At 66.9% G+C, this 24,554-nt stretch carries 21 protein-coding genes; 13 read left to right on the plus strand and 8 right to left on the minus strand.

The features are described from left to right. The first annotated feature begins 10 nt into the window (after positions 1 to 10). The 4 genes from AC1DJN_RS03410 to AC1DJN_RS03425 all read left to right on the plus strand — a co-directional run bounded on the left by AC1DJN_RS03410 (position 11) and on the right by AC1DJN_RS03425 (position 4,313). A complete protein-coding gene (locus AC1DJN_RS03410) occupies positions 11 to 421 on the plus strand; it encodes a hypothetical protein (protein WP_032976047.1) in 411 nt (136 codons plus the stop codon). A gap of 257 nt (positions 422 to 678) precedes the next feature. Next, positions 679 to 2,235, plus strand: a complete 1,557-nt coding sequence (locus AC1DJN_RS03415; protein WP_478038880.1) for a M20/M25/M40 family metallo-hydrolase — start codon at positions 679 to 681, stop codon at positions 2,233 to 2,235. 154 nt (positions 2,236 to 2,389) lie between these two features. After that, complete coding sequence (gltX, locus tag AC1DJN_RS03420) at positions 2,390 to 3,793, plus strand: glutamate--tRNA ligase (protein WP_478038870.1); 1,404 nt, start codon at positions 2,390 to 2,392, stop codon at positions 3,791 to 3,793. Positions 3,794 to 3,827: 34 nt separating this feature from the next. Beyond that, complete coding sequence (locus AC1DJN_RS03425; RefSeq protein ID WP_025879333.1) at positions 3,828 to 4,313, plus strand: Fur family transcriptional regulator; 486 nt, start codon at positions 3,828 to 3,830, stop codon at positions 4,311 to 4,313. Positions 4,314 to 4,452: 139 nt separating this feature from the next. On the opposite strand, the gene AC1DJN_RS03430 is transcribed toward AC1DJN_RS03425, so the two are convergent. The 4 genes from AC1DJN_RS03430 to AC1DJN_RS03445 all read right to left on the minus strand — a co-directional run bounded on the left by AC1DJN_RS03430 (position 4,453) and on the right by AC1DJN_RS03445 (position 10,368). Next, positions 4,453 to 5,616 (minus strand): HlyD family secretion protein, encoded by a 1,164-nt coding sequence (locus AC1DJN_RS03430; protein ID WP_032976052.1) that lies wholly within the window; start codon positions 5,614 to 5,616, stop codon positions 4,453 to 4,455. A 10-nt stretch (positions 5,617 to 5,626) separates the two neighbouring features. After that, entirely contained in the window at positions 5,627 to 7,300 is a 1,674-nt protein-coding gene (locus tag AC1DJN_RS03435; RefSeq protein ID WP_032976053.1) for an MFS transporter, read from the minus strand. Beyond that, the gene (locus AC1DJN_RS03440; protein ID WP_025879336.1) at positions 7,300 to 7,866 is read right to left on the minus strand and encodes a TetR/AcrR family transcriptional regulator; all 567 of its coding nucleotides are present in this window, start codon (positions 7,864 to 7,866) and stop codon (positions 7,300 to 7,302) included. Before AC1DJN_RS03440 ends, AC1DJN_RS03435 begins: the two co-directional genes overlap by 1 nt. A 303-nt stretch (positions 7,867 to 8,169) precedes the next feature. Continuing rightward, positions 8,170 to 10,368 (minus strand): TonB-dependent receptor, encoded by a 2,199-nt coding sequence (locus AC1DJN_RS03445; protein WP_478038872.1) that lies wholly within the window; start codon positions 10,366 to 10,368, stop codon positions 8,170 to 8,172. A gap of 133 nt (positions 10,369 to 10,501) precedes the next feature. On the opposite strand from AC1DJN_RS03445, the gene AC1DJN_RS03450 reads away from it, so the two are divergent. Next, on the plus strand, positions 10,502 to 10,915 hold the full coding sequence (locus AC1DJN_RS03450) for a MerC domain-containing protein (RefSeq protein WP_025879338.1): 414 nt from the start codon (positions 10,502 to 10,504) through the stop codon (positions 10,913 to 10,915). A 110-nt stretch (positions 10,916 to 11,025) separates the two neighbouring features. Continuing rightward, entirely contained in the window at positions 11,026 to 11,208 is a 183-nt protein-coding gene (locus AC1DJN_RS03455; protein ID WP_025879339.1) for a 30S ribosomal protein THX, read from the plus strand. A gap of 82 nt (positions 11,209 to 11,290) precedes the next feature. On the opposite strand, the gene AC1DJN_RS03460 is transcribed toward AC1DJN_RS03455, so the two are convergent. Beyond that, on the minus strand, positions 11,291 to 12,556 hold the full coding sequence (locus tag AC1DJN_RS03460) for an alkaline phosphatase family protein (RefSeq protein WP_478038874.1): 1,266 nt from the start codon (positions 12,554 to 12,556) through the stop codon (positions 11,291 to 11,293). Positions 12,557 to 13,019: 463 nt separating this feature from the next. Between AC1DJN_RS03460 and AC1DJN_RS03465 the strand changes: the two genes are divergently transcribed. Further along, entirely contained in the window at positions 13,020 to 13,934 is a 915-nt protein-coding gene (locus AC1DJN_RS03465; protein WP_442252332.1) for an IS110 family RNA-guided transposase, read from the plus strand. Positions 13,935 to 14,177: 243 nt separating this feature from the next. Here AC1DJN_RS03465 and AC1DJN_RS03470 read toward each other — a convergent pair whose 3' ends face one another. Further along, positions 14,178 to 14,669 carry a methylated-DNA--[protein]-cysteine S-methyltransferase gene (locus tag AC1DJN_RS03470; protein ID WP_025877732.1) on the minus strand — a complete coding sequence of 164 codons (492 nt, stop codon included), beginning with the start codon at positions 14,667 to 14,669 and terminating at the stop codon, positions 14,178 to 14,180. Beyond that, positions 14,666 to 16,144 carry a DNA-3-methyladenine glycosylase 2 family protein gene (locus AC1DJN_RS03475; RefSeq protein ID WP_478013605.1) on the minus strand — a complete coding sequence of 493 codons (1,479 nt, stop codon included), beginning with the start codon at positions 16,142 to 16,144 and terminating at the stop codon, positions 14,666 to 14,668. The genes AC1DJN_RS03470 and AC1DJN_RS03475 overlap by 4 nt, the downstream gene beginning before the upstream one ends. 461 nt (positions 16,145 to 16,605) lie before the next feature. On the opposite strand from AC1DJN_RS03475, the gene AC1DJN_RS03480 reads away from it, so the two are divergent. The 4 genes from AC1DJN_RS03480 (at position 16,606) to ubiM (ending at position 20,034) form a co-directional block, all read left to right on the plus strand. Continuing rightward, entirely contained in the window at positions 16,606 to 17,769 is a 1,164-nt protein-coding gene (locus AC1DJN_RS03480; RefSeq protein WP_478038876.1) for a COG3904 family protein, read from the plus strand. A 58-nt stretch (positions 17,770 to 17,827) separates the two neighbouring features. Then, positions 17,828 to 18,373 carry a DUF4019 domain-containing protein gene (locus AC1DJN_RS03485; RefSeq protein ID WP_032975755.1) on the plus strand — a complete coding sequence of 182 codons (546 nt, stop codon included), beginning with the start codon at positions 17,828 to 17,830 and terminating at the stop codon, positions 18,371 to 18,373. A gap of 12 nt (positions 18,374 to 18,385) precedes the next feature. Continuing rightward, a complete protein-coding gene (locus AC1DJN_RS03490) occupies positions 18,386 to 18,775 on the plus strand; it encodes an MAPEG family protein (RefSeq protein WP_088100440.1) in 390 nt (129 codons plus the stop codon). Positions 18,776 to 18,855: 80 nt separating this feature from the next. Beyond that, positions 18,856 to 20,034: a 5-demethoxyubiquinol-8 5-hydroxylase UbiM gene (ubiM, locus tag AC1DJN_RS03495; RefSeq protein ID WP_033830692.1), complete on the plus strand. Its 1,179-nt coding sequence runs from the start codon at positions 18,856 to 18,858 to the stop codon at positions 20,032 to 20,034. A gap of 15 nt (positions 20,035 to 20,049) precedes the next feature. Here ubiM and AC1DJN_RS03500 read toward each other — a convergent pair whose 3' ends face one another. Beyond that, entirely contained in the window at positions 20,050 to 20,271 is a 222-nt protein-coding gene (locus AC1DJN_RS03500; protein WP_025877723.1) for an RNA-binding S4 domain-containing protein, read from the minus strand. Positions 20,272 to 20,541: 270 nt separating this feature from the next. Here AC1DJN_RS03500 and AC1DJN_RS03505 point away from each other — a divergent pair, with 270 nt between their 5' ends. After that, positions 20,542 to 22,470, plus strand: a complete 1,929-nt coding sequence (locus AC1DJN_RS03505; RefSeq protein ID WP_025877722.1) for a DEAD/DEAH box helicase — start codon at positions 20,542 to 20,544, stop codon at positions 22,468 to 22,470. 188 nt (positions 22,471 to 22,658) lie between these two features. Continuing rightward, positions 22,659 to 24,554: diguanylate cyclase domain-containing protein (locus AC1DJN_RS03510; protein ID WP_478038879.1), on the plus strand; the 1,896-nt coding region annotated here is incomplete at its 3' end.

The following is a 24,554-nucleotide window of genomic DNA, read 5'->3' on the forward strand; positions in this document are numbered from 1 at the left end:
GGAGCACGCCATGGGCTGGCGCCAAGGATTGCAGCAACGGGCACGACAGGGCATTCCCGCGCTGTTGGAGGTGGATGCACTGCTGCAGGCCCATGGGGTACTGGCGGCCTTGCCAGGGGCACGGATCGCGCCCGGCCTGGTCCGCTTCCAGCTGGCCGCCGTCACCTGCGAAGGATTGCAGCGGCGCGGGCTGGACTGGTTGCGGGAGGCGCGGCACGGACGCGGCGCGCTCGCCGGCAAGGTGCCCCGTTACCGGCCATGGAAGGCCGGGGCGGGGGCATTGTCGGAGATCGGCATCGATGGGCTGCCGGCAGACTGGCCGGAACATGCGACGGTGTTTGGTTGCAGCAGCATCGACCAGCGGCACTGGCTGCTGCTGTTGCCCGAACGCGCGCAGCTGTGGCTGGGGTGGAAGGGGTGACAGCGGAAGGCCCATCCACGCGTGGCGTGGTTCTACGGGGCCTCTGCTGGGTGCGAACCTTGGTCCGCACCGCTCTTCGGTGGGAAGGCGCCATCCACGCACGGCGTGGATCTACCAGATGCCCATGACCGATGGGACGGGGGCCGGGCGCCCCGGCTGGCTAGACTCGAGCGGATGATGATCGAGCCGAAGGGCAGGGGTGCGGCGTGTTGACGTGGAGCGGGCTGAAGTGGGGCGTGCTGGCAGTAGTGCTGGCGATGGGTGGCAATGCGGTGGCGCAGCAGCGCGAGCCGGTGGACCTGGACATGGTCGGCAAGATCCGCCAGCAGGCGTTCCACAAGTCGCAGGTGATGGATACCTTCAGCTACCTCACCGAACGCATCGGGCCGCGCCTGACCAATTCGCCGGCGATGGGGCGTGCCAACGCCTGGACCCGCGGCAAGTTCAGCGAATGGAAGCTGGACAATGTCCATGACGAAGCCTTCGACGAATTCGGCCGTGGCTGGGAATTCACCTCGGCCAGCGTGGAGATGCTGGGCGATCGCGTGCAGCCACTGCATGCGCTGCCCAAGGCGTGGACGCCGGGCACCAACGGCCCGGTCGAGGGCGACCTGCTGCAGGTGGACATCAAGAAGCCCGAGGACATCGAGAAATATCGCGGCAAGCTGCGTGGAAAGATCCTGCTGCTGGGCGAGGCACGCGAATACAAGCGCGGCACCGACGCCGATTCGCACCGGCACGACGCCACCTCGCTGGAAGGCCTGCAGCAATTCACCCTGCCCAAGGACAAGGACGTGGCCGCCGACCGCGCCAAGCGGGTCAAGGAATACCAGGAGAAGCAGGCGCTGGCGGCGAAGGTCAACGCATTCTTCGTTGAAGAAGGCGCGCTGGCCTCGATCAGCATCAGCAGCTGGGACAACGGCATCATCCGCGTGGCCGGTGGCGGCTCGCGCAAGGCCGGTGAAGCGGCCGGCATTCCCGAACTGGCGATGATCGCCGAGCACTTCAATCCGCTGGTACGCGCGCTGGAAGCCAAGCAAAGCGTGCGCCTGCGCGTGGATGTGGCCGCACGCTTCACCGACGAGGCCGACCAGCCCGGCTACAACACCCTGGCCGAGATCCGTGGCAGCAGCAGGCCGGACGAGGTGGTGATGATCGGCGCGCACCTGGATTCCTGGCACAGCGGCACCGGCGCGGCCGACAACGCCGCCGGCGTGGCGGTGATGATGGAGGCCATGCGCATCCTCAAGGCCGGCGGCGCCAAGCCCAAGCGCACCATCCGGGTTGCGCTGTGGAGTGGCGAGGAACAGGGACTGATCGGTTCGCAGGCGTACGTGGCCAAGCACTTCGGTCGATTCCCCGAGCCCACCGACCCGGCGCAGAAGGCGCTGCCGGCCTCGCTGCGTGAACCGACCGGTGCCCTGCAGAAGACCCGCGACTACGGCAAGTTCCAGGTCTACTTCAACATGGACAACGGCTCGGGCCGCTTCCGTGGCATCTACGCACAGGAAAACCTGGCGGCGATGCCGATCTTMGAAGCCTGGCTCGCCCCGTTCCATGACGTGGGTGCAACCACCGTGGCCACCCGCAACACCGGCAGCACCGACCACATCAGCTTCGACCGCATCGGCCTGCCGGGCTTCCAGTTCATCCAGGACAAGCTGGACTATTTCAGCAACGTCCACCACAGCCACCTGGACACCTGGGACCACGCCGAACCGGAAGACCTGAAGCAGGCCGCCGCCATCGTCGCCTCCTTCGCCTACCACGCTGCCATGCGCGAGCAGCCGTTCCCGCGCAAGCCCGAGCCCTGAAAAAGGGACGGAGGGGATCAAGTCGTGTTTCCCCTCCGCTGCATCGGCGTTCTCCCGGGAGCGCGGCAATAGTGACTTGCCCCCCTCCGTCCCCTTTTTCCGCAGGGGGCGGAGGGCTGGTAAAATCGGGGGATACCCGTTCCTCGAGCCCTCCATGACCTGCCGCACCCGCTTCGCCCCCAGTCCCACCGGCTACCTGCATATCGGTGGCGCCCGCACCGCGCTGTACTGCTGGCTGGAGGCCCGCCATCGTGGCGGCGAGTTCGTGCTGCGCATCGAGGACACCGACCGTGAACGCAGCACCCAGGGTGCGATCGATGCGATCCTGGAGGCGATGGAGTGGCTGGGCCTGGACTACGACGAAGGCCCGTTCTACCAGACCGAGCGCGTCGCCCGGTACAAGGAAGTGGCCGAGCAGCTGATCGCCGACGGCAAGGCGTACTACGCCTACGAAACCCGCGAAGAGCTGGACGCCATGCGCGAGGCCGCGATGGCCAGGCAGGAAAAGCCGCGTTACAACGGCGCTGCCCGCGAGCAGGGCCTGCCGTACAGGGACGACCCGAACCGCGTCATCCGCTTCAAGAACCCGCTTGAAGGCACGGTGGTGTTCGATGATCTGATCAAGGGCCGCATCGAGATCGCCAACAGCGAGCTGGATGACATGGTCATCTTCCGTCCGGACGGCTACCCCACCTACAACTTCGCGGTGGTGGTGGACGACTGGGACATGAAGATCTCCGAAGTCATCCGTGGCGACGACCACATCAACAACACCCCGCGCCAGATCAACCTGTACGAAGGCATCGGCGCACCGGTGCCGAAGTTCGGCCACATGCCGATGATCCTGGACGAGCAGGGCGCCAAGCTGTCCAAGCGCACCGGCGCGGCCGACGTGATGCAGTACAGGGACGCCGGCTACCTGCCTGATGCGCTGCTGAGCTACCTGGCCCGGCTGGGCTGGTCGCACGGCGACCAGGAACTGTTCAGCCGCCAGGAACTGATCGACCTGTTCGATGTGAAGGACTGCAATTCCAAGGCCTCGCGCCTGGACATGGCCAAGCTGGGCTGGGTCAACCAGCACTTCCTGAAGACCGAGGAGCCGGCCGCGATCGTGCCGCACCTGGTCTACCAGCTGCAGAAGCTGGGCCTGGATGTGGCCGCTGGCCCGGCGCCGGTGGACGTGGTGATCGCCCTGCGCGAGCGCGTGCAGACCCTGAAGGAAATGGCCGAGAAGGCCGTGGTCTGGTACCAGYCGCTGAACGAATACGATGAAGCGGCCGTGGCCAAGCACTTCAAGGCCGGTGCGGAACTGCCGCTGGGCAAGGCCCGCGAGCTGCTGGCAGCCCTGCCGGAGTGGACCGCCGAGGCCGTTGGCGTGGCCCTGCACGATGCAGCCGCCGCGCTGGAAATGGGCATGGGCAAGGTCGCCCAGCCGCTGCGCGTGGCCATCACCGGCACCCAGGTCAGCCCTGACATTTCCCATACCGTGTACCTGGCCGGCCGCGAGCAGGCCTTGAAACGCATCGATGTGGCCATCACCAAGGTAGCAACGGCCTGAGCCCTGCGGCCCACGCCCGAACTGGAGAACGCGCATGTCCGCCAAAACCGCCTGTACGGCCCCGCACCACCATGTCCACGACGCTTCGGATTTCGTGGCGGTGGTCGAGCGTGTCTCGCGCGAGCGCGGGCTGCGCCTTACCCCCATCCGCGCCAACGTGCTCAAGCTGATCGCCGAGGCCGGCAAGCCGGTCAAGGCCTACGAGCTGCTGGAGTGGGTGCGCAACGGCAAGGGTGTGGGCGCTGACGCCCCGCCCACCGTGTACCGCGCGCTCGACTTCCTCATGGCCAATGGCTTCGTGCACAAGCTGGAATCGGTCAATGCCTTCGTGGCCTGCCACCACCCCAGCAGTGCGGCCCATTCGGTGCCGTTCCTGATCTGCAACAGCTGCCACAGCGCGGTGGAACTGGAAGACCGCGAGATCGTGACCCAGCTGGAAAAGCGGGCCAAGGAGCTCGGCTTCCAACCGCAGGCACAGACATTGGAAGTACACGGACTCTGCGCCCGCTGCGCAGGCTGATGCGAGGGCAGTGCCGGCCGCTGGCCGGCTTCCTCGGGATTGGGGTCAGATCCCTTTGCCAGTGGCAAAGGGATCTGACCCCATTTCATAACAATGCAGCCGAGCATGGAGCATGGCTCGACTCCACCGGGCCGGCGCCCTAGTCCATCGGCTTGGTCGCGGTATCCACCCGCACGATCACCGACATGCCCGGCCGCAACCGCGCCGCCAGTTCCTGGTCCCCGTTGATCGAGATACGCACCGGCAGCCGCTGCACCACCTTGGTGAAATTGCCGCTGGCATTGTCCGGGCGCAGCACGCTGAACTCCGATCCGGTGGCCGGCGCGATCTGCTCCACCCGTCCGCGCAGCACCTGGCCCTGGAACGCATCCACCGAGAACGAGGCGGGCTGCCCGATCTTCATCTGCCAGGTCTGGCCTTCCTTGTAGTTGGCCACCACCCACAATGCATCGGGCACCAGGAACAGCAGCTGCGAACCGGCGGCTACGTACTGTCCCACGCGCACGCTCGCCTCGCTGATCTGCCCATCGCGCGGCGCATGGATCACCGTATTGGCCAGGTCGATGCGGGCCAGCTCAAGCTGTGCCTGCGCACTTTCCACCTGCGCTTCCAGGCTCTTGCGCGAGACCTGGGTCGAGACCAGGGTTTCTTCGGCGATGCGGATCTGCGCCTGCGACTGCTGCACGCTGGCCTGCGCCGAGGCCTGGCTGGTGCGGAACTTGTCGCGGTCGTTGATGGACACCAGCTGCTGCGCCGCCAGTTCCTCGTAACGCTTGGCCTCGTTGCGCGAGCGCTGCAGTTCGGCCTGGCCGGCCGACAGCGTGGCCCGCGCCGCAGCGATCTGCGCGCGGTTCTGCGCCTGCGACTGGTCCGAATTGGCCAGGGCCGCGCGCGCGCTGTCCAACGTGGCCTGCGCCTGCGCCACCCGCTGCGCGTAGATGCGGTCGTCGATGCGCAGCAGCGGCTCGCCCTGCTTCACGTGCTGGAAGTCCTTCACCAGCACGTCGGTCACATAGCCGTTCACCTGCGGCGCCATCACCGTGATCTGACCGCGCACGTAGGCGTTGTCGGTCACCATCACGGTGCTGGTGAACGGCCACAGGTGCCAGGCGCGCAGGATCAGCGCGATGCCCAGCAGGGCCACCACCACCATCACCACCACGCTGCGCGAACTCGGCTTGAGGTACTTCGGCGCGGCGGCGGGCGCGGCAGGCGTCGCCGCCGGTGCCGCATCGGTGGGCGGCGGCGGGGTGACGTTCTCGGCAGCGTCGGTGTCGTCTGGACGGGGCGGGACGGGAGGCATGACGGTGGACTCAGCGCGGTGCCGCGGTCGCAGCCGCAGCGGGGGAGGAAGGATGGCGCTTGCGCCATTGTTTGCGTACGGCGGTACGCAGCGACAGCAGCAGCAACCAGCACAGGAAACCGATTGCCAGCCAACCGCTCAGGGTGAACACATCGTTGAAGCCTCGCACGTTGGCTTCGCGGCGGGTGGTCTGCGCCAGCTGCGCGCTGCCCTGGGCACTGCGCAGCACCGGGTCGGTGATCTGCGCTGCGTACAGCTGTTGCTGGATGCGCAGGCGCTGTGCCACCACCGGGTAGGCTGGATCGAGCTGGCTGGTCAGCGCGCTGGAATACAGCTGCTCGCGATGCAGCTGGAATGTTCCCAGCACGGCTGAGCCGGCCAGTCCGCCCAGCGTCTGCGTGATCGACAATGTCACCAGGAAGGTGATCATGTGGTCCACGCCCTGTTTCAACGCGGCGGAAATGCCAAGCATGATCAGCGGGCCCATGAACATGCCGGCGCCAACCGACGCCAGGAACTGGCTGATGTAGAAGTCGTGCGGGCGATCCAGGCTGGTGCGGTGCTGGTCGAAGAACGCGGCGGCACCCAGCAGCAGGATCGCCATCAACAGCTGCGCAATCAGGCGCTTCGGGCCGAAGGTCAGTGACGCACCGGCGATGCCGGTGACCACGCCGGCCAGGATCACCACGAACAGCGGCCGCATCTGGTCCGGTCCCATGCCCAGCGTGCGCATCAGGTTGACCACGCCGTAGGACTGTTCAGTGGTCAGGAAGCGGATCAGGAAGGCGCCGACGATGAAGTGCATCACCGGCAGGGTCGACAGCCAACGGATCTGCAGCAGCGGGTTGCGCCGGTAGTGTTCGATGATCAGTGCGGTGGTGGTCAGCACGATGGAGGCGATCAGCGCCCAGCCCAGCCACGGCGTGTTCAACCACCAGCGCGTGTAGCCCTGGGCCAGCACCACCACCAGCAGGGCGACGGCAGGCGCGAGCAGGGCGAAGGTGAGGAAATCCAGCGGTTCGAAGGCCTTGACCTGGATTCCCGGCGGCAGCTTCAGCACGACCACGGCGGCAAACGCGCACAGCGCCAGCCCCGCTTCGAACGAATACAGCTGGTGCCATTGGCCGGTATCGACCAGGCCGGGTGAGACGATCCAGGCAATCGGCACCGCCAGCTGCGACAGGCCGACGCCGATCACCAGCAGGTTGCCGGTGAATCGCCGCGGCAGCGCCTGCAGCATGTACAGCGTCCCCAGCGTCGAACAGGCCGCGCCGGCGAAACCGCTGGCGGCGCGGGTCAGCATGGTGGTCTCGAAACTGCCGACGAACAGGTGCAGCACCGCCAGCGCCGCGTACAGCCCCAGGCCGATCTCGGCAAACAGGCGGATGCCGTATTGCTGGCGGAACTTGAAGGCCAGCAGGTTGGCGGTCACGTTGACCATGGCGTAGGCAGCCACCAGCCAGCTGCCCTGGGTGGGAGTGAGTGCCAGTTGCCCCTGCAGGAAGGGCAGGTTGGCCGTTACCAGCGCGTTGCCAAGGCCGCCGGTGATGGCCACCAGCAGCGACACCAGTGCATAGGCTGCACGCCGATAAGGCGGGTGCCAGGGCATCGATGCCGAACCGGGCATGGTCGGCTTCTCGTGCTCCTCCCAATCCGGAACCGGCTTGAGGTACGGCTGCACCATCAGCGTTCCCCGCTGGCTGCTCCCTGGAGTCCCCCGCGCAGCAGCTGCAGGGCACGCCCGGCCAGCTGGGCGCGCTCATCGCGGGTCTTGCCGCGCAGGGCCGCCCCCAGCATGCCCGAGATCAGTGAAATATCCGTCTTCTCCAGGTCGGGCCGGCACAGGCCAGCAGCCTTGGCGCGGGCGATGGGGGCTTCCAGCAGGTCGCGCACGGTCTCGCGTGCGGTGCGCATGGCCGGCACGTCCGAATCGACCGCGCGCCAGTAATCGGCCAGTGCCGGCGAATCGACGATGCGCTGGGCCATGCCTTCAAACACCTCGAACAGGGCGTCGTCGCGGTCGCCAAGCTGCTCGACCTGGCGGCGGATGCGGTCGACCGTGCGCTGCAGCAGCGCCTGGATCAGCGCGGTGCGGTCAGGGAAATTCCGATACAGGGTGGCGCGGCCGACTTCGGCACGCTCGACCACCAGGTCCAGCGGCGCGGTGACGCCGTGTTGGCCGAACACATGGTCGGCAGCATCGAGGATGAGGGCTCGGCGGGCAGCGGCATCGGCACGTTGGGTGGTCATGGCTTCATTTTCGGACACAAATGTCCGGATGGCGAGAGACAGATGGCGACGGGATTGTCCGCTTGTTGTCGTACGCACATCTTTGTGACGGATGCGTGAGGGTCGATCGAGGTCATCAAAAAAGACGGGGGGCCAACCTGGCCCCCCGGGAGAGAACGACAGCATGCCGCCGTCAAAGTCAGTAGATCCACACCACGCGCGGATGCACTTCAGTAGATCCACGCGATGCGTGGATGCACGTCAGTAGATCCACGCCATGCGTGGATGCACTTCAGTAGATCCACGCCATGCGTGGATGCCTCATCAGAAGAACGCGCGGATCCCGAAGGCGACGCCACGACCCGGCAGCGGCGAGTAATCCTTCAGCAGCGAGGTATGCGGACGCACTTCGCGGTTGGTCAGGTTGCTGCCATCCAGGAACAACTCGTAGCTGTTGCTGTCGCTGCGGTCCCAGCGGTAGGCCAGGTGCGCATCGACCAGGGTGTAGCCGTTGCTCGGCTCCTCGTTCTGCGCAACGTCCTTCTGCCGGCTGTAACGCACCGCGCCCACCGAGGCACGCCAGCCATCCTTCGCCCAGCGCAGGTCGGCGCCGACACGGGCCGGGGCGATGCGCGGCAGGTAACCGGTGTTGGCCAGTTCCACGCTGTAGTTGTGGTTGTGGTCACCGTGCGGCACGGCGATGTCCAGGGTACGGCTGCCGTTGCCGTCCAGCTTGGCCTGCACGTAGTCGCCGAACACGCGCAGGTCCCAATCGCCGGCGCCGCCTTCGAACAGATGCACCAGCGCTTCGGCTTCGGCGCCCTTGAACACCGCGTCCYGCTGGGTCCAGGTGCGCACCGGCAGGCTCTCGGTGATGCCGGTGTCGGCCAGGTAGATGAAGTCCTTGAACCTGGTCTGGTAGATCGCGGCAGAGAAGTCCAGGCGCTCGCTGTGGGTGTGGATGCCCAGTTCAATGCGTTGGCCGCGCTCGGTCTTCAGGTTGGCATCACCGATTTCCAGCGAACGGGTGGCGATGTGCGCACCGGCGGCGTACAGCTCCTCATTGGTCGGTGCACGCTCGGAGCTGTCCACGCCGATGCGCAGGTCGACCGCATCGTTGAGCTTCCAGATACCGGCGGCCGACAGGTTGGTGGCGTCGAACTTGCGGCGGCGGTAGTCGCCGGTCGGGTCCAGCTTGACCTGGTCGTGGCGACCGCCCAGTTCCAGCTTGAACGGGCCGAACTGCTTTTCCTGCAGAACGAACAGGCCGATGTTCTTGGTTCCGGTATCGGGCACGAACGCTTCTTCGCCCTTTGCGCCGAAATCGCTGTTGCCGAACTGCAGGCCGAAGGCGCCGTCCCAGCCGCCGATCTGCTGCTGCACCGCTTCCAGGCGGCCTTCGATGCCGCGGTTGGTGAAGCGGGTGGACGGCGTGCCGGCTTCCAGCTCCACGTGTTCGTAGTCGGTGTAGGCCACGCGCGCGTTGACGTTCTTCAGGAACGATACCGGGTTGTAGATGCCGGCCTTGGTCTCGAAACGGTTCTGCACCATGTCGATGCGCACGTCGTGCTCTTCACCTTCCTCCTCCTCGCCATGGTCGTGGTCGTGACCATGGTCGTGGCCATCGCCGTCGGCATGCACGTGGGCGCCGTTGGGGATGCCGTAGTTGGTGCGGTAGGTGCTGGCCGAGGCGCCGAAGTAGCCGCCTTCGCCCAGCCAGGTGGCGCCGACGCCACCGGCGCGGGTGCGGATGGAACTGTTGTCCAGGCGGCCGCGACGCGGCTCTTCGCCTTCCTCGCCCGCGTGGTCGTGGTCATCGTGGTGGTCTTCCAGGCCCTCGATCACCGCGTAGCCGGGAATGCGGAAATCATCGCCRTTGCGCACCAGGCCATCCACGTGCAGCACGACATTGCCGCTCACGCCGTCCAGGCGGAACATGCCGCTGCGTTCGTCGTTGACCGAATTGCCACGCAGCTCGGCACGGCCGCTGAGCGGGCGATCCGGCAGTTCGCGCGCAATGCGCCCATCGACCACGTTCACCGCACCGCCGATCGCGCCGCTGCCGAACAGCAGGGTAGCCGGGCCTTTCAGTACTTCGATCTGGTCGGCCAGGAACGGCTCGATGCTGGTGGCATGGTCGGCGCTGACGGTGGAGGCGTCCATGTTGCCCATGCCGTTGGACAGCACGGCCACGCGCGGACCTTCCTGGCCACGGATGATCGGGCGGCCGACGCCGGGGCCGAAGAAGGTGCTCTGCACGCCGGGCAGCTTGGCGACGGTGTCACCGAGGGTGCCGGCCTTCTGCTCATCGAGGCGCTCACCGGCCAGCACTTCAACCGGCCGCGCCAGCGATTCGGCATCACCCTGCAGCGGCGATGCCGTGACCTGCACCGAGGACAGCTCGGTCAGGTGGCGGTCACGATGCGAATCATCGTCGGAGGCCGCAAAGGCGACGGAGGGCAGCAGCGCAGCAAGCGCCAGGGCCAGGGAATGCGGCTTGAGGCGAGGGTGACGGGAGGGCATGGGCGGTCCTTTGTTACATTGTATCAATCGGGTGGCGCACGAATCCCGTCGGCGGGACAGGGGGAGGGGAACCGTGCGGGTCGGGAAACGATGTTATATTATTCCATAACGATTCGCCGCCCTGCTGGAAGTCATGCCTTTGCCCTCACGCCTGCGCCACCTGCTCGATCGCTTCGGCGCCACCGGTTCGATGCTGTGCGCGGTGCACTGCGCGGTCATTCCGCTGCTGCTGGCCGCTGCCCCCTCGCTTGGCCTGTCCTTCTGGCTCAGCGATGGCGTGGAGAAGGCGCTGGTGGTGTTCGTGACCCTGCTGGGCTTGTTCAGCCTGGTCTGGGGCTATCGGCGGCACGGTGCGCTGCGTGCGCTGGCGTTCCTGATTCCCGGCCTGGTCGCGTTGTGGGCCGGCGTGCTGTACGACCCGCTGCACCACAACGCGGTGCCGCATGCGGTAGTGATGACCCTGGGCGGCCTGCTGGTCGGCATCGCGCACCTGGTCAACCTGCGCCTGAACCACGGCCACGTGCATGACGCCAGCTGCGCGCACTAGGCGCTCCGTGGTAGGCTTTCCGATCGTGCGCGGGGGCGCCCAGCAAGGCGGCCCCGCCGAACCCGTGTCAGTACGGGGTAACCAGATTTCACATTTGAGGAGTTGAAGACATGGGTAAGGGTGACCGCAAGACCGCCAAGGGCAAGCGCTACAACGCCAGCTACGGCAACGCCCGTTCGCACACCGCGAGCAAGGTCGCCGTAGGCGCCGCCGCCCCGGTTGCCAAGAAGACCGTGGCCAAGGCTCCGGCGAAGAAGGCTGTGGCCAAGAAGGCAGTGGCCAAGGCCGGCTGATCCGCCGACCGACCGCTCCAAAAAAAAACGCGGCGCTCGGCGCCGCGTTTTTTTTGGCCGTGGCCAGGGCATGGCGCCGCGATCAGCGCAGGGTTTTCTGCAGCGTCTGCGCGTTGCCATCGTTGGCCGCTTCCGGCACCTGCAGCAGGTGCACCAGCAGCGGGTAGACGTCGACATTGTCGAAACCGTCGATCACCAGGCCTTGCCGGAATGAAGGGCCACGGGCGACGAACACCGCGCGCATCGACGGCAACGCGTTGTCGTAGCCATGTGAGCCGCGATCGGCGTGCTCGCGCTTGGCGATCTTCTCGCGCGTCAGCGCGTCCCAGCCTTCATCCATCTGGCAGACGATGGCCGGCACGCGCGGATGGGTGCCGTAATGCCAGCGGGCCGGCAGATTCTCCTTCTTCCAGCATTCGTAGTGTGCGTGGCGACCGAGCAGGGCACGCTCGGCCTCTGCTTCGCGTCCCACCTCCGGCGTGAAGCCGACCGACTGGCCTGCGCTGACGTTGCGCGCGATGGCAGGGTCAACCATTGATTCGAGGGCGATCACCTGGCCCTCCGGCACCGACGCCATGCCGTGATCGGAGACCACGATCACGTTGGTGCTGTCGGCCAGGCCGTGCTGCTGCAGGCCATCGAGCACCTGGCCGATGACCTGGTCGGCATGCACGATGGCCTCGGTGTACTGCCTGGATTCGGGGCCAAAGTTGTGGCCGGCCTTGTCCACGTGCTCCATGTACAGCGTGGTCAGGCGCGGCGCATCGGCATCGGTCTGCGACAGCCAGTCGAGCACTGTCTGCGCACGCTGTTCCAGCGGTTCCTTGGCGTCGTAAATGCGCCATTGGCTGGGCCGTGTGCCTTGGATCYCGGCTTCGCTGCCCGGCCATGAGGTGGTGGCGGTGCGCACACCGACCTTCTCGGCACCGACCCAGATCGGTTCGCCGCCCCACCATCCGCTGGTGGTCACCGCAGCGCGGTCGTGCAGCGCGAAGCGACCGAGCGCAGCATCGTCCATGCTGTTGTTGATGATGCCGTGGTGGTCCGGACGCAGGCCGGTGACCAGTGTGTAGTGGTTGGGGAAGGTGAGCGAGGGATAGGAGGGCGTCATCCAGCGCGCACGCACGCCCCCATCGATGATCCGCTGAAGGTTCGGGGTGAGGCCGCGATCCAACGCATCGGCGCGCAGGCCGTCGATGGAGATCAACAGCAGCTTCGGCGGGCTGGCGGGCGGCGTATTCGCCTCCGCAGCAGGTGCAGCGATGGTTGTCGAAGGCGAAGGCGTGGTGGTGCATGCGGCCAGGGGCAGCAGCAGCGCCAGCGTGCAGGTCAGGCGTACGGAAGTCATCCGCCCATGATAATCCGCAGCAATGACGTACCCAAGACACGCCATCGCGCCTGTGGCGCGCTGGCGTGTCCACGCATTTCACCTTCCCCGCCCCCTTGAACAACAAGGGGGCTCTTCTCCAGACAGATTACGGATGCTTCCATCCACGCATGGCGTGGATCTACCGGAACGAATCAAGCCGTCACCGGRAAMCTGTCGAAGGCGGGGCGGTGTCGGATTGCGGGGTGTCMGCSGCATGGATGCSGCKGCCAAGCCTTATCTGATTGGAATCTGGCACCGTAGGTGTCGAGAGCCGGCGTGGGCCGCCGTGTAAGCCTGGATCTCGACGATCGCCATGTAGYTTGGCGCCCACGCCGGAATCTCCCTTGATCCGCCCGAACAGTTGCTGGAGCTGACACTCGCAGTGATAAGACTGGGCAAGCGGGGGAGCTCTCGACCCTTCCAGACTATACGGAGTCCGGTGATGAACGGGATCGGGATTGATGTCAGCAAGCGCCAGCTGGACGTTGGCACGACAGACGGAAAGACCCTGCAGGTCAGCAATAGCCGCTCCGGCTTTGCTGAATTGGACCTCTGGCTGCAAGGGCATCCGGCCGTCCAGAYCGTGCTGGAGGCCACTGGTGGCTACGAACAGCCTGTGCTGGACTTCCTGCACAACGCTGGTCATCCGGTGGTCCGCGCCAATGCCCTGCGGGCGCGGAAACTGGCCCAGGGGCTTGGCCACATGGCCAAGACMGACCGCTTGGATGCCTATGCCTTGGCCAAGATGGCCGCRCTGGTGAAGCTGCGTTCCTATCAGCCACTGGAGCCTTGGCAGCGGGAAATGCGTGACTTCGTGCGGGCACGCCGACAGGCGATGCACGCGCTGACCGTCGCGCGGCAGCAGCAGGAAATGGTGGGTAATCGTGAATTACGCCGACTGCTTCAGGCCAACATCACTTGCTTGCAGAGAACGGTGGAACGTTTGGGAAAGCGGATTTCCGAACAGGTTTCCAAGCAGCCTCAACTGGCTGTCCTGAAGTCGATGAAAGGTGTTGGCCCGGGCCTGCAGGCCGTGTTGGCCAGCTATCTTCCCGAGCTGGGCAATATCAGTGGCAAGGCCGTCGCCAGCCTGGTCGGTGTGGCACCGATGTCCCATGACAGCGGGACCATGCGTGGCAAACGAAGCATCCATGGCGGCAGGGCTGAGATCCGTCAGGTGCTCTACATGGCCAGCATGTCGGCCATGCGGCATGAACCTCGCCTGCGGGACTTTTACCAGTCGCTGCGAGCGCGGGGCAAGGAAGGCAAAGTGGCCATCGTGGCGGTGATGCGGAAGATGCTGGTGATTCTCAACGCCCGTATGCGTGACGCTCAAGGCGGATCGATCCCCGCCTGAGCGCACCAGAGGGCGTTGCTCCTGAGGCTGCCGGCCAGCGGCCGGCACTACCGTGCCCGTTTACCGGAAGGGCTGGCGCTCCTCCAGCAACACAGTTGCTACAAGGACGTACTTGCGGCGTCCCCGCAACCCGACACCGCCCCGACCACCCTCGGATAGACCGCTTTGGACGTTGATGTTGACGTTGACGTTGATGTTGCTCTGGCTTGTAGCGGGTGCAGGGCGCAGCCCTGCCTCCAACCCTCATGCAAACAGCGGTGCCTGTCGCTGCTCCAGCCGCAACAACGCCGCTTTGGTTTCCAGGCCGCCACCGAAACCGGTCAACGTACCGTTGCTGCCGATCACGCGATGGCACGGCAGCACGATCGGCAACGGATTGCGGCCATTGGCCGCGCCGACCGCACGGGTCGCCGTCGGCTGACCCAGCTGCTGCGCCAGCTGCAGGTAGCTCCAGGTCTGGCCGAAGGGAATCAACGCCAGCGCATGCCAGACGCGCAGCTGGAACGGCGTGCCATGCGGTGCCAGCGCCAGGTCGAAACCGCTGCGCTCACCGTGCAGGTACTGCAGCAACTGTTCGCGCGCCTCCGGCAATGCGCCAGGCGCGTAATGCCAGTGCTCGCGGCCGCGCGCAGGATGGCGGTTTTCCGGGAACAGAACGTGGGCCAGGCCATTCTCATCCCCGGCGATGGTCAGTTCACCGATCGGTGTATCGAAGCGATCGAACAAGAGGTTCATGAGGGTTCTCCAACGAAAGTGCCGGACAGGTGCCACAGATGCAGCACGGCATAGGCGCGCCATGGTCGCCATGATTGCGAACGGGCCTCGGTGGCGCGTTCGCTGAGGCGCTGGCCCTGCGCGTGGCCCAGCACCTGCTGCAGCACCAGGTCACCGGCGGGGAAGGCATCAGGCTGGCCGAGCCCGCGCAGGGCAATGTACTGCGCCGTCCACGGGCCGATGCCGGGCAGGGCCACGCAGCGGGCGACGAATTCCTCCAGTGCCTGCCCCGGCCCGAAGTCCAGCTGGCCGCTGGCGCAGGCTGCGGCGAGGGCGCGCACGGTGGCGGCGCGGCTGCGTGGCAGGCCGATCGATTCCAGCGGCGCGTCGGCCAGTACGTCCGGCGCTGGAAACTGACGGTCGAATTCGGACGGCATGCCGGGCAGGTGCGCACCGTAGGCATCGACCAGCCGGCGCGCGAACGTGGTGGCCGCGGCCACGCTGACCTGCTGGCCCAGTACCGCGCGCACGCCCACCTCGAAGCCGTCCCATCCGCCTGGCACGCGCAGGCCGGGGCGCTCGGCGATGCCGCGCGCCAACAGCGGTTCATCGCCCAGCGCTGCGTGCACCTGCTGCAGGTCGGCGTCCAGGTCGAACACACGGCGCACGCGGCGCACGATGTCCGGAATCAGGCGTGGGTCGACCGCGCCCAGTTGCAGGCGCAGCTCGGGCCGCTTCGGGTCGGCGGTGACGCGCAGCAGGGCGGGGCGCTCGGCTGTGCTCAACACGCGCTGGTAACTGTCTTCACCGATCAGTTCGATGCCGGGCAGGCTGCGCTTGCGCAGGAAGGCCAGCATGCGGGGGAAATCCAGCGGCGGTCGATAGCCCAGGCGCAGCACCAGCCCGCCATCGTCGGCGGCCAGGGGATGGTGTTGGCGGCGAAGTACGGTGGGCGCCATGCCGCAGCCCTGCAGGAATGCCGTATTGAAGCGGCGCAGGCTGTTGTAACCAGCGGCCAGTGCCACGTCGGTCACCGGCAGCGTGGTTTCGGTCAGCAGCTGCTTGGCCAGCAGCAGGCGATGGGTTGCGTGGATCTGCCCTGGCGTTGCGCCCAGCCGTTCGACGAACAGGCGTTGCAGCTGGCGTGCGCTGAGGCCGATCTTTCCTGCCAGCTCGGCCACCGGCTGGTCCTGCAGGAAGCCGGCATGGATCAGCGCCAGGGCCCGCTGCACGGCCTGTCCGGCCAGCGCCTGTTGTGCCAGCGGGGCCAGCTCGGGGCGGCAGCGCAGGCAGGGGCGATAGCCGGCGGACGCAGCGGCCGCAGCCGTGGGGAAATAGGTGATGTTGCGCGGCTTCGGTGGTGGCGCCGGGCACACCGGCCGGCAGTAGATGCCGGTGCTGCGCACGGCGGTGAAGAATACGCCGTCGAAGCGTGCATCACGGGCCAGGCGAGCGCGATCGCAGGCGGCAGTGTCGAGGGCGAGTGCGGTATCCATGGCGCCAGTCTAGGCGCCTGCGGGCGGTAGTACTCGCCATATTCGGACATGGATGCTGGAGGGGCCTGGCCGGGCTGCGCCCGGCACCCGCAAAGGCAACGGCAACGGCAACGGCAACAGCGGGCTAGCCGTGGGATGGCGGGGTGGGTCCGGTTGCAGGGGACGCTGCAAGTACGTCCCTGTAAGCTTGGCCGCGGCATCCATGCCGCGGACACCCCTGCAACCGGATCCACCCCGCCTTCGACAGATTTCCGCGAACTGTCGAGATGGCATGGCCTGCTCTTGGTGGGTGTCGACCTTGGTCGACATGTAGATCCACGCCATGCGTGGATGGGAAGGGGGAAGACACTGGAATGGGAAATGACGGTACGTGAGGGTCAGAACAGGTTCAGTGGCGGGCGCTGAATGCGCGCCATGGACGGGTAGACTGTGGTTCTTGCCTGTCTGAATCCGGTTGCCCGATGTCCGCCAAACTCCGCTGGTTGCCCCTGTTATTCCTGGCCCTGGCGGGCTGCAGCCAGTTGGAGAACCCCGGCAACGTCACCGCTGCCGACAAGGCCACGCGGGCCCCGGCCAGCGATGGCGAAAACATGGTGTCGATCAATGCCGCCGATGCGCCGCCCCCGCCGGCACAGGCGCGCAGCCGGGCTGATCGGCCCTGGCCGCAGGCGCAGCTGGAAAACGGCAAGGCCTGGGTCAGCTGCACCACCGATTACGCTGGCGACGGCGGCGATGGCATTGAACTGGAAGGCCTGCAGCGCGAACAGTTGAAGCAGGCGCTGGCGCCGTGCGCCGAGCGTGGCCTGCTGCGCGTGCGCTACAACGGCAAGATCAACCCCGGGTTTGCCGAGATGATGTGGCGGCTGGCCGTGGTCGCCGACGAGCTGCAGATCCACAAGCGCATCCTGGATCTGGATTCCAGCGGTGGCCAGGTGGAATCGGCCATCGTTGCCGGCGACAGCATCGGCGAATCCGGCTGGACCATCTGGGTGCGCGAGGGCTCGATCTGCCACAGCGCCTGCGTGTTCGTGCTGGCTGCCGGCGACAACCGCCTGTTGACCGGCAAGGTCGGCATCCACCGCATGATGCGCATCAGTTCCAAGGCCACTTCGCGCGCAGAGCTCAACCGCGAACTGCACGAGGTCTATGACAACGTGAAGGATTATCTGCAGCGCAATGGTGTGGCGGTGGGTGTGGCCGACCTGATGATGACCGTGCCCAACCGCAGCCTGCGCCTGCTGACTGCCGAAGAGCTTCGCCAGTACGGCCTGGACGGGACCAACGCCGTGCAGGACGACCTGGAGCGGATCAAGCAGATGCGTACCTGCGGCGACGACTTCGTGCAGCGCAAGGATGCGTTCCTGGTGGCGTTCGACCAGCAGTGCAAGCGCGACGGTGCCGACATGGAATCGATCAACAGCTGTGGCCAGTCGCTGAAGCAGCGCTTCGGCTTCCCCGACCCGGTGTGCCCGGRGGAAAGCCCGCTGTCGGAGATCGACGTGGCTACGCTGCCACCGGCACCGCCGGAGCAGCCGCCGGTGGCCGAGCAGCTGCCCGCGGCATCGGCGGCACCGGCGGCGCAGGCCGAGGCGGGCGCGGTGGAAGGCAGCGTCCAGGCGCGCTGACGGTCCACTCACTGCGCTGGCGTAGACTGCGGTTCTTTCCATCGAACCGGCGGTGTCCATGAAGCGCGTGCTCCTGCTGCTGTCCCTGTTGCCCCTGGCTGCACTGGCGCAAACGCCGGCGCCGGCCACGCCCGCACCGGCCCCGGCTCGCCCCGCGCCGAGCGCACCGACGGCCGCGAAGCCGGCCACTGCTGCCGCGCCGGCGTTGAGCCCGGCCCAGCAGGCGCAGGTGCAGAAACAGGACGCGGAAATGGGCAGTGCCGCATTGAAGGCCGCGCAACTGGTCGACGCCAATCGGGCCGGTGAGCTGTGGGACGGCGCCTCGGCGGTTGCCCGCCGCGCAGTGCCCAAGGCGGCCTTCGTCAGCCAGCTTGCGGCAGACCGCACGCGTCTTGGCGCGCTGGCCGGGCGTGGCCAGCCGACCATCACCCGCGTGAAATACGCTGCAGGTGCTGCGGTGCCCGAAGGCCTGTACATCAACGTCAGCTTCCCGACCCGCTTCGCCAACAGCGCGCAGCCGGTACGCGAGCTGGTGTCGTTCCGCTTCGACGAAGACCAGACCTGGCGCTTGGCCGGCTACAGCCTGCGCGCATCCAGCCCCTGACGGAGATCGACGATGGCCACCGAACTGACGATGCTGGCGTGGGCGATGCTGCTGGGTTTCGTCTACATCTTTGCCGCCTCCACCGTGGTCACCCGCGAGCGCGGGATGAAATGGAACGCTTCTGCACGAGACGACTCGTCCAAGCCGCTGAGTCCACTGGCTGGACGACTGCAGCGGGCGCAATCCAACTTCTTCGAGACCTTCCCGTTCTTCGCCGCCGCTGCGATTGCGGTGATGCTGGCCGGGCGTGGCAGCGACACCACCGCGCTGGCGGCGCAGGTCTACTTCTGGGCACGTGTTGTCTACCTGCCGCTGTACGCAGCCGGCGTGCCCTATGTGCGCAGCCTGGTCTGGCTGGTGTCGATCGTGGCGATCCTGGCGATGGTGTTCGCGCTGCTGTGACGCGCAGCTGATCCAGATCAAGGCCGGTCAGGCACGCAGCGCTATGCTGGCCGCGACTGGATCAACGGCAGGAGGCGCGCATGCGCAGGATGGACGTGGTGGTGGTCGGCGCCGGACCGGCCGGGCTGTGCTTTGCGCGCGCGCTGGCCAGCACTGGCCTGCAGGTGGGGCTGGTCGAGGCACAGCCGCGCCAGGCCCTGGCCGAGGCGGCCTTCGACGGCCGCGAAATCGCCCTGACCCATGCCTCGCGGCAAAGCCTGGAACAGCTTGGCCTGTGGCAGCGCCTGCCCGAAGCCGAGGTTGCCGAACTGCGCGACGCGCGGGTGCTGAACGGAGGTTCGCCCTTCGCGCTGACCTTCGCCAGCAGCCAGGTCGATGGCCAGCCGCTGGGCTGGCTGGTGCCCAACCATCTGATCCGCCGCGCGGCCTGGCAGGCGGTGCAGGGCCAGGACGGGCTGGAATTGTTTGATGGCCGCAAGGTGCAGGCGGTACGCGCCGACAGCCAGGGCCACGTGGTGCGCCTGGACGATGGCAGCGAGCTGCATGCGCGGCTGCTGGTATGTGCCGACAGTCGCTTCTCCGGCACCCGCCGCATGCTCGGCATCGGTGCGCAGATGCGTGACTTCGGCAAATCGATGCTGGTCTGCAGGATGCAGGTCGAGCGCGATCACCACCACACGGCGTGGGAGTGGTTCGGCTATGGCCGCACGATGGCGCTGCTGCCGCTCAACGAAGGCCAGGCATCGGCGGTGATCACCCTGCCGCCCCGGCAGATCGAAGCGCTGCTGGCGATGGATGAGATCGCGTTCGGGGAGGCCATCAGCGGCTTCTTCGAACACCGCCTGGGACGCATGCAGCCGGTGGCCACGCCACAGGCCTATCCCCTGGTCGGGGTATATGCGCACCGCTTTGTCGGCGAACGTTCGGCACTGATCGGTGATGCCGCAGTGGGCATGCACCCGGTCACCGCACATGGTTTCAACCTGGGCCTGGCCAGCGCGCAGCGGCTGGCGCAGGGCATCGCCGAGCAGCAGCGACGTGGAGCGGACATCGCCGCGGCCGGCATGCTGGGCCGCTACCAGCGGGGGCATCGGCTGGCGGCGCGGCCGCTGTATGAAGCGACCAATGCGATTGCCAGCCTGTATACCGACGACCGTCGTCCGGCGCGCCTGTTGCGGGCGGCCGGGTTGCGGGTAGCGCAGGGGGTGGCACCGTTCCGGCAGTTGATTGCCGCCCACCTGACACAGCGCGTGGCCTGACGGCCACGCGGTGACTTACGCGGCGGCCAGGACGCGGATCTGGCTGTCGTTGAACTCGACCACCTGGCCTGCGCGGATCTTGCAGGCCTTGCGCAGCTCGACCTCGCCATCGACCAGCACCAGGCCTTCGCTGATGACCATCTTGGCTTCGCCGCCGCTGGTGACCAGGTCGGCCAGCTTCAGCAACTGCTTGAGTTCGACGTAATCGCCGTCGAGGTCGAATTCGAGGATCTGCATGGAACGGGTTTCCTGGGGCAGGCGCTGCAGGACAGGGGCCCGCGGCGGTAAAATGGGCGCCTATTGTGCGCCACGGCGGGCCGTAACGGCATGCCGTTGGCTTCCTGTACACCTTGTTCAGGCACAGTGCGGTATCATTCCGCTCTGAGCGAGTAAAACCTCAGCTCCAACCGAGCAGCGCCAGGGCACGCGATAAGAAGGGCGCCCAAAGCGCGGAATCCCCCTTTTTTTTCGCCTGCCATGCTCGTGGCAGTGCCTTCGGAGTTCCCCATGTCCCAAGAAACCCAAGCGCAGCTGCAGTTCGCGCAGCTCGGCCTGTCCGATTCTGTCATGCAGGCTGTCACTGCCATCGGCTACGAAACGCCGTCGCCGATCCAGGCTGCCACCATCCCGGCGATGCTGGAAGGCCGCGACGTGCTGGGCCAGGCCCAGACCGGTACCGGCAAGACCGCGGCCTTCGCGCTGCCGGTGCTGTCCAACATCGACCTGCAGCAGATCAAGCCGCAGGCCCTGGTGCTGGCCCCGACCCGCGAGCTGGCCATCCAGGTTGCCGAGGCGTTCCAGTCCTATTCCTCCAAGATCCCCGGTTTCCGCGTGCTGCCGGTGTACGGCGGCCAGCCGTACGGCCAGCAGCTGACGGCCCTGCGCCGCGGCGTGCACATCGTGGTCGGTACCCCCGGCCGCGTCATCGACCATCTGAACCGCAGCACGCTGGACCTGTCCGAGCTGAAGACGCTGGTGCTGGACGAAGCCGATGAAATGCTGCGCATGGGTTTCATCGACGACGTCGAAGCGGTGCTGAAGAAGCTGCCGGAGAAGCGCCAGGTGGCGCTGTTCTCGGCCACCATGCCGCCGGCCATCCGTCGTATCGCGCAGACCTACCTGAAGGACCCGGTCGAAGTCACCATCGCGACCAAGACCACCACCTCGGCCAACATCCGCCAGCGCTACTGGTGGGTGAGCGGCATGCACAAGCTGGACGCGCTGACCCGCATCCTCGAAGTCGAGCCGTTCGACGCGATGATCGTCTTCGCGCGCACCAAGGCCGGCACCGAAGAGCTGGCCAGCAAGCTGCAGGCCCGTGGCCTGGCCGCTGCCGCCATCAACGGTGACATGCAGCAGGCCCAGCGTGAGCGCACCATCGCCATGCTGAAGGAAGGCAAGCTGGACATCCTGGTCGCCACCGACGTGGCTGCTCGTGGCCTGGACGTGGAACGCATCAGCCACGTGCTGAACTACGACATCCCGTACGACACCGAAAGCTACGTGCACCGCATCGGCCGTACCGGCCGTGCCGGCCGCAGCGGTGAAGCAATCCTGTTCGCCACCCCGCGCGAAAAGGGCATGCTGCGCCAGATCGAGCGTGCGACCCGCCAGCCGATCGAAGAAATGCAGCTGCCGAGCGTGGAAGCGGTCAACGACAACCGCATCAACAAGTTCACCTCGCGCATCACCGAGACGCTGGGCCAGGGCGGCCTGGACTTCTACCGCCAGCTGCTGGAGCGTTTCGAGTCCGAACAGAACGTGCCGGCCATCGAAGTGGCCGCCGCACTGGCGAAGATGATGCAGGGCGATACCCCGTTCCTGCTGCAGCCGCCGGTGCGTGCACCGCGCGAAGAGCGTGCGCCGCGCGAGCGTTTCGAGCGCACTGAGCGCCCGGAACGTGGCGACCGCAACGAGCGCGGCCCGCGCTTCGAGCGTGGCCCGCGTCGTGACGATGCCGAGGGTGGCTTCGAGCAGCGCCCGCGCCGTGACGTGCCGCCGCGCGGTGCACCGGAGCAGGGCATGGAGACCTACCGCATTTCGGTCGGCCACCAGCATGGCGTGAAGCCGGCCAACATCGTCGGCGCCATCGCCAATGAAGCCGGCCTGGAAAGCCGCTTCATCGGTCGTATCGACATCCACGACGACTTCTCGCTGCTGGATCTGCCGGCACAGATGCCGTCGGACGTGCTGACCCACCTGCAGAAGGTCTGGGTGTCCGGCCAGCAGCTGCAGATGCGCCCGTTGGCCGCCGGTGAAGAGGTCAATCCGGCGCCGCGTCCGTTCAAGCCGCGCTTCGACAAGCGTGGTCCGGGCGGTCCGGGTGGCCCGGGAGCTCCGCGTCGCAGCGGTCCGGGTGGCCCCGGCGGCGACCGCGACAGCCGTCCGCCGCGTCGTGATGGCTTCAACAAGCCACGTGGCCCGCGCAGCTTCTAAGCCGCGCTGAAGTAGACGAACAACGCCAGCCTCCGGGCTGGCGTTGTTGTTTGCATGGCGCCAGGGCGGCCCGGCCTCCGCTGCCGATCACCGGCCGGGTCCGGTTTCGCATGGCCCACACATCACCGGTTCTAGGCTGGCGCGGTTCCGTAGGAGATTGTCACCGCAGCACATTCGGGGGATCCAGGATGGGTAGAAGTGGCATGGACCAGCAGCGCCGACGGGTACCGATGACCCGCGGGCTGGGACTGCGATTTGCGCTGTTGACGGGCATGGCGATCGGACTGGTCGCGCTGTCGGCTGTGATCCAGGAGCTGCAGGCGGCATCGACCGCATGGATCGCAGGGCAGGGCTACTGGTCGCGGGGGCAGCAGGACGCCACCGCAGCGCTCAGCCGTTACCTGGCGCGTGGCCATCTGCAGGATCTGCAGGATGCCCAGACGGCACTGCAGGTTCCGTTGGGTGACCTGCAGGCCCGCAAGGCGCTGGAGCAACCCGAACCGGACGAGGCGACAGCCCGCGCCGGTTTTCTGCGTGGGGGCAATGCCCGCGCCGACATTCCGCGGCTGATCTTCTCGTTCCGCCATGCGCGCAACGTCGGAGCCTTCCGCGAAGCCACCTGGTTGTGGCGGCAGACCGACGCAAACCTGCTGGCCATGCAGTCGCTGGCGGAGGAACTGCAACGGCGCCATGGCTCGGGGCCGCTGGACGAGGCGACCGTGGATGACTACCTGCATCGGCTGCGTGGCATCGACCACCAGCTGCGCGGGCAGGCGCAGGCGTTCTCGCAGGCACTGCTGCGCATGGCCCGCGCGGTGCGCATCGCGACCCTGGCCGTGGGCGGCCTGTCGGTCCTGCTGATCAGCCTGATGGCGGTGGCCCTGGCGCGCCGGGTCGGCAAGGACCTGACCGAGCATGAGAGCCGCTTCCGGGCCGCCTTCTACCAAGCCAACGTCGGCATGCTCAAGCTGGATGCCGGCGGCCGGGTGGTGGAGGCCAACCAGGCGATGGCCGACATTCTCGACCATCGTCGGGACGTGCTGCTGCAGATGTCGCTGGCCGAGCTGCTGATGGAGGGCGAGGTGGTGATCGATGAAAGTGGCCGCATCGACTGGGAACGTCAGCTGCGACCGGGCGAGTTGCGCTTCCGGCGCCGCGATGGCAGCCTGGTGTGGGGGCGCTGGAGTGGTACCGGCGTGCGCACTGCCAGCGGCCGCCTGTCGGTGTTCGCCATCGTCGAGGATGTCAGCCAGAACCATGCCCTGGCACGTGAGATAGAGCACCACGCCAGCCATGACCCCCTGACCGGGCTGATCAATCGTCGCGAGATCGAGCGCCTGCTGGAAAAATCGCTGCTGCAGGTCCGCTCCGACGGTGGAACCCATGCCCTGGGCTACATCAACCTGGACCACTTCAAGCTGGTCAACGACAGCTTCGGCCACGCGGCCGGCGACCAGATGCTGCGCAGTTTCGCCGAGTACCTGGTCGGCGCGGTGCGCGATGGCGACTGGGTCGGCCGCCTGGGGGCGGACGAGTTCGCGGTGTTCCTTGCCCGCGCCAACCAGGATGAAGCCAAGCGTGTGCTGCAGCGGTTGATCCGCAACCTGGGCCAGGCCACGTTCCCGGTCAGCGAGGGCAGTCCCCAGTTGAGCTGCAGTGTCGGCGTGGTCGAAGTGACAGCCGAGGCGCCGGACGTGAACTGGTTGATGAGCGCGGCCGACAGCGCGTGCTATGCGGCCAAGCAGGCCGGTCGCAACCGCGTGCATTGCTTCAACGAGAACCGGCTGGCGCTGGAGGAGCGACGGCTGGAGGCCGAACGCCTGCAGGGCGTCAGTCGCGCCATGGCCGAGAACCGGATGCTGTTGTATGCGCAGCGCATCGCCAAAGTGGGTGATCCGTCCTACCTGCACTACGAGGTGCTGGTGCGCATGCGTGACAGTGACGGCGTGCTGCACCTGCCGGGCCAGTTCATGCCTGCGGTGGAGCGCTACGGCATGGCGGTGGTGCTGGACCGGCACGTGCTCGGCCTGCTTTTCCGCCACCTGCAGGTGTGCCCGGCGCACGTACGGCAGCTGGGCCTGTGC

The organism is Stenotrophomonas sp. 05L414_2 (assembly GCF_056397905.1).

Coding starts and splice junctions, on each gene's coding strand:
- AC1DJN_RS03410 (WP_032976047.1), top strand. CDS start 11: ATGGGCTGGCGCCAAGGATTGCAGCAACGGGCACGACAGGGCATTCCC.
- AC1DJN_RS03425 (WP_025879333.1), top strand. CDS start 3,828: ATGTCCGCCAAAACCGCCTGTACGGCCCCGCACCACCATGTCCACGAC.
- AC1DJN_RS03430 (WP_032976052.1), bottom strand. CDS start 5,616: ATGCCTCCCGTCCCGCCCCGTCCAGACGACACCGACGCTGCCGAGAAC.
- AC1DJN_RS03435 (WP_032976053.1), bottom strand. CDS start 7,300: ATGGTGCAGCCGTACCTCAAGCCGGTTCCGGATTGGGAGGAGCACGAG.
- AC1DJN_RS03440 (WP_025879336.1), bottom strand. CDS start 7,866: ATGACCACCCAACGTGCCGATGCCGCTGCCCGCCGAGCCCTCATCCTC.
- AC1DJN_RS03450 (WP_025879338.1), top strand. CDS start 10,502: ATGCCTTTGCCCTCACGCCTGCGCCACCTGCTCGATCGCTTCGGCGCC.
- AC1DJN_RS03455 (WP_025879339.1), top strand. CDS start 11,026: ATGGGTAAGGGTGACCGCAAGACCGCCAAGGGCAAGCGCTACAACGCC.
- AC1DJN_RS03470 (WP_025877732.1), bottom strand. CDS start 14,669: ATGAACCTCTTGTTCGATCGCTTCGATACACCGATCGGTGAACTGACC.
- AC1DJN_RS03475 (WP_478013605.1), bottom strand. CDS start 16,144: ATGGATACCGCACTCGCCCTCGACACTGCCGCCTGCGATCGCGCTCGC.
- AC1DJN_RS03485 (WP_032975755.1), top strand. CDS start 17,828: ATGAAGCGCGTGCTCCTGCTGCTGTCCCTGTTGCCCCTGGCTGCACTG.
- AC1DJN_RS03490 (WP_088100440.1), top strand. CDS start 18,386: ATGGCCACCGAACTGACGATGCTGGCGTGGGCGATGCTGCTGGGTTTC.
- ubiM (WP_033830692.1), top strand. CDS start 18,856: ATGCGCAGGATGGACGTGGTGGTGGTCGGCGCCGGACCGGCCGGGCTG.
- AC1DJN_RS03500 (WP_025877723.1), bottom strand. CDS start 20,271: ATGCAGATCCTCGAATTCGACCTCGACGGCGATTACGTCGAACTCAAG.
- AC1DJN_RS03505 (WP_025877722.1), top strand. CDS start 20,542: ATGTCCCAAGAAACCCAAGCGCAGCTGCAGTTCGCGCAGCTCGGCCTG.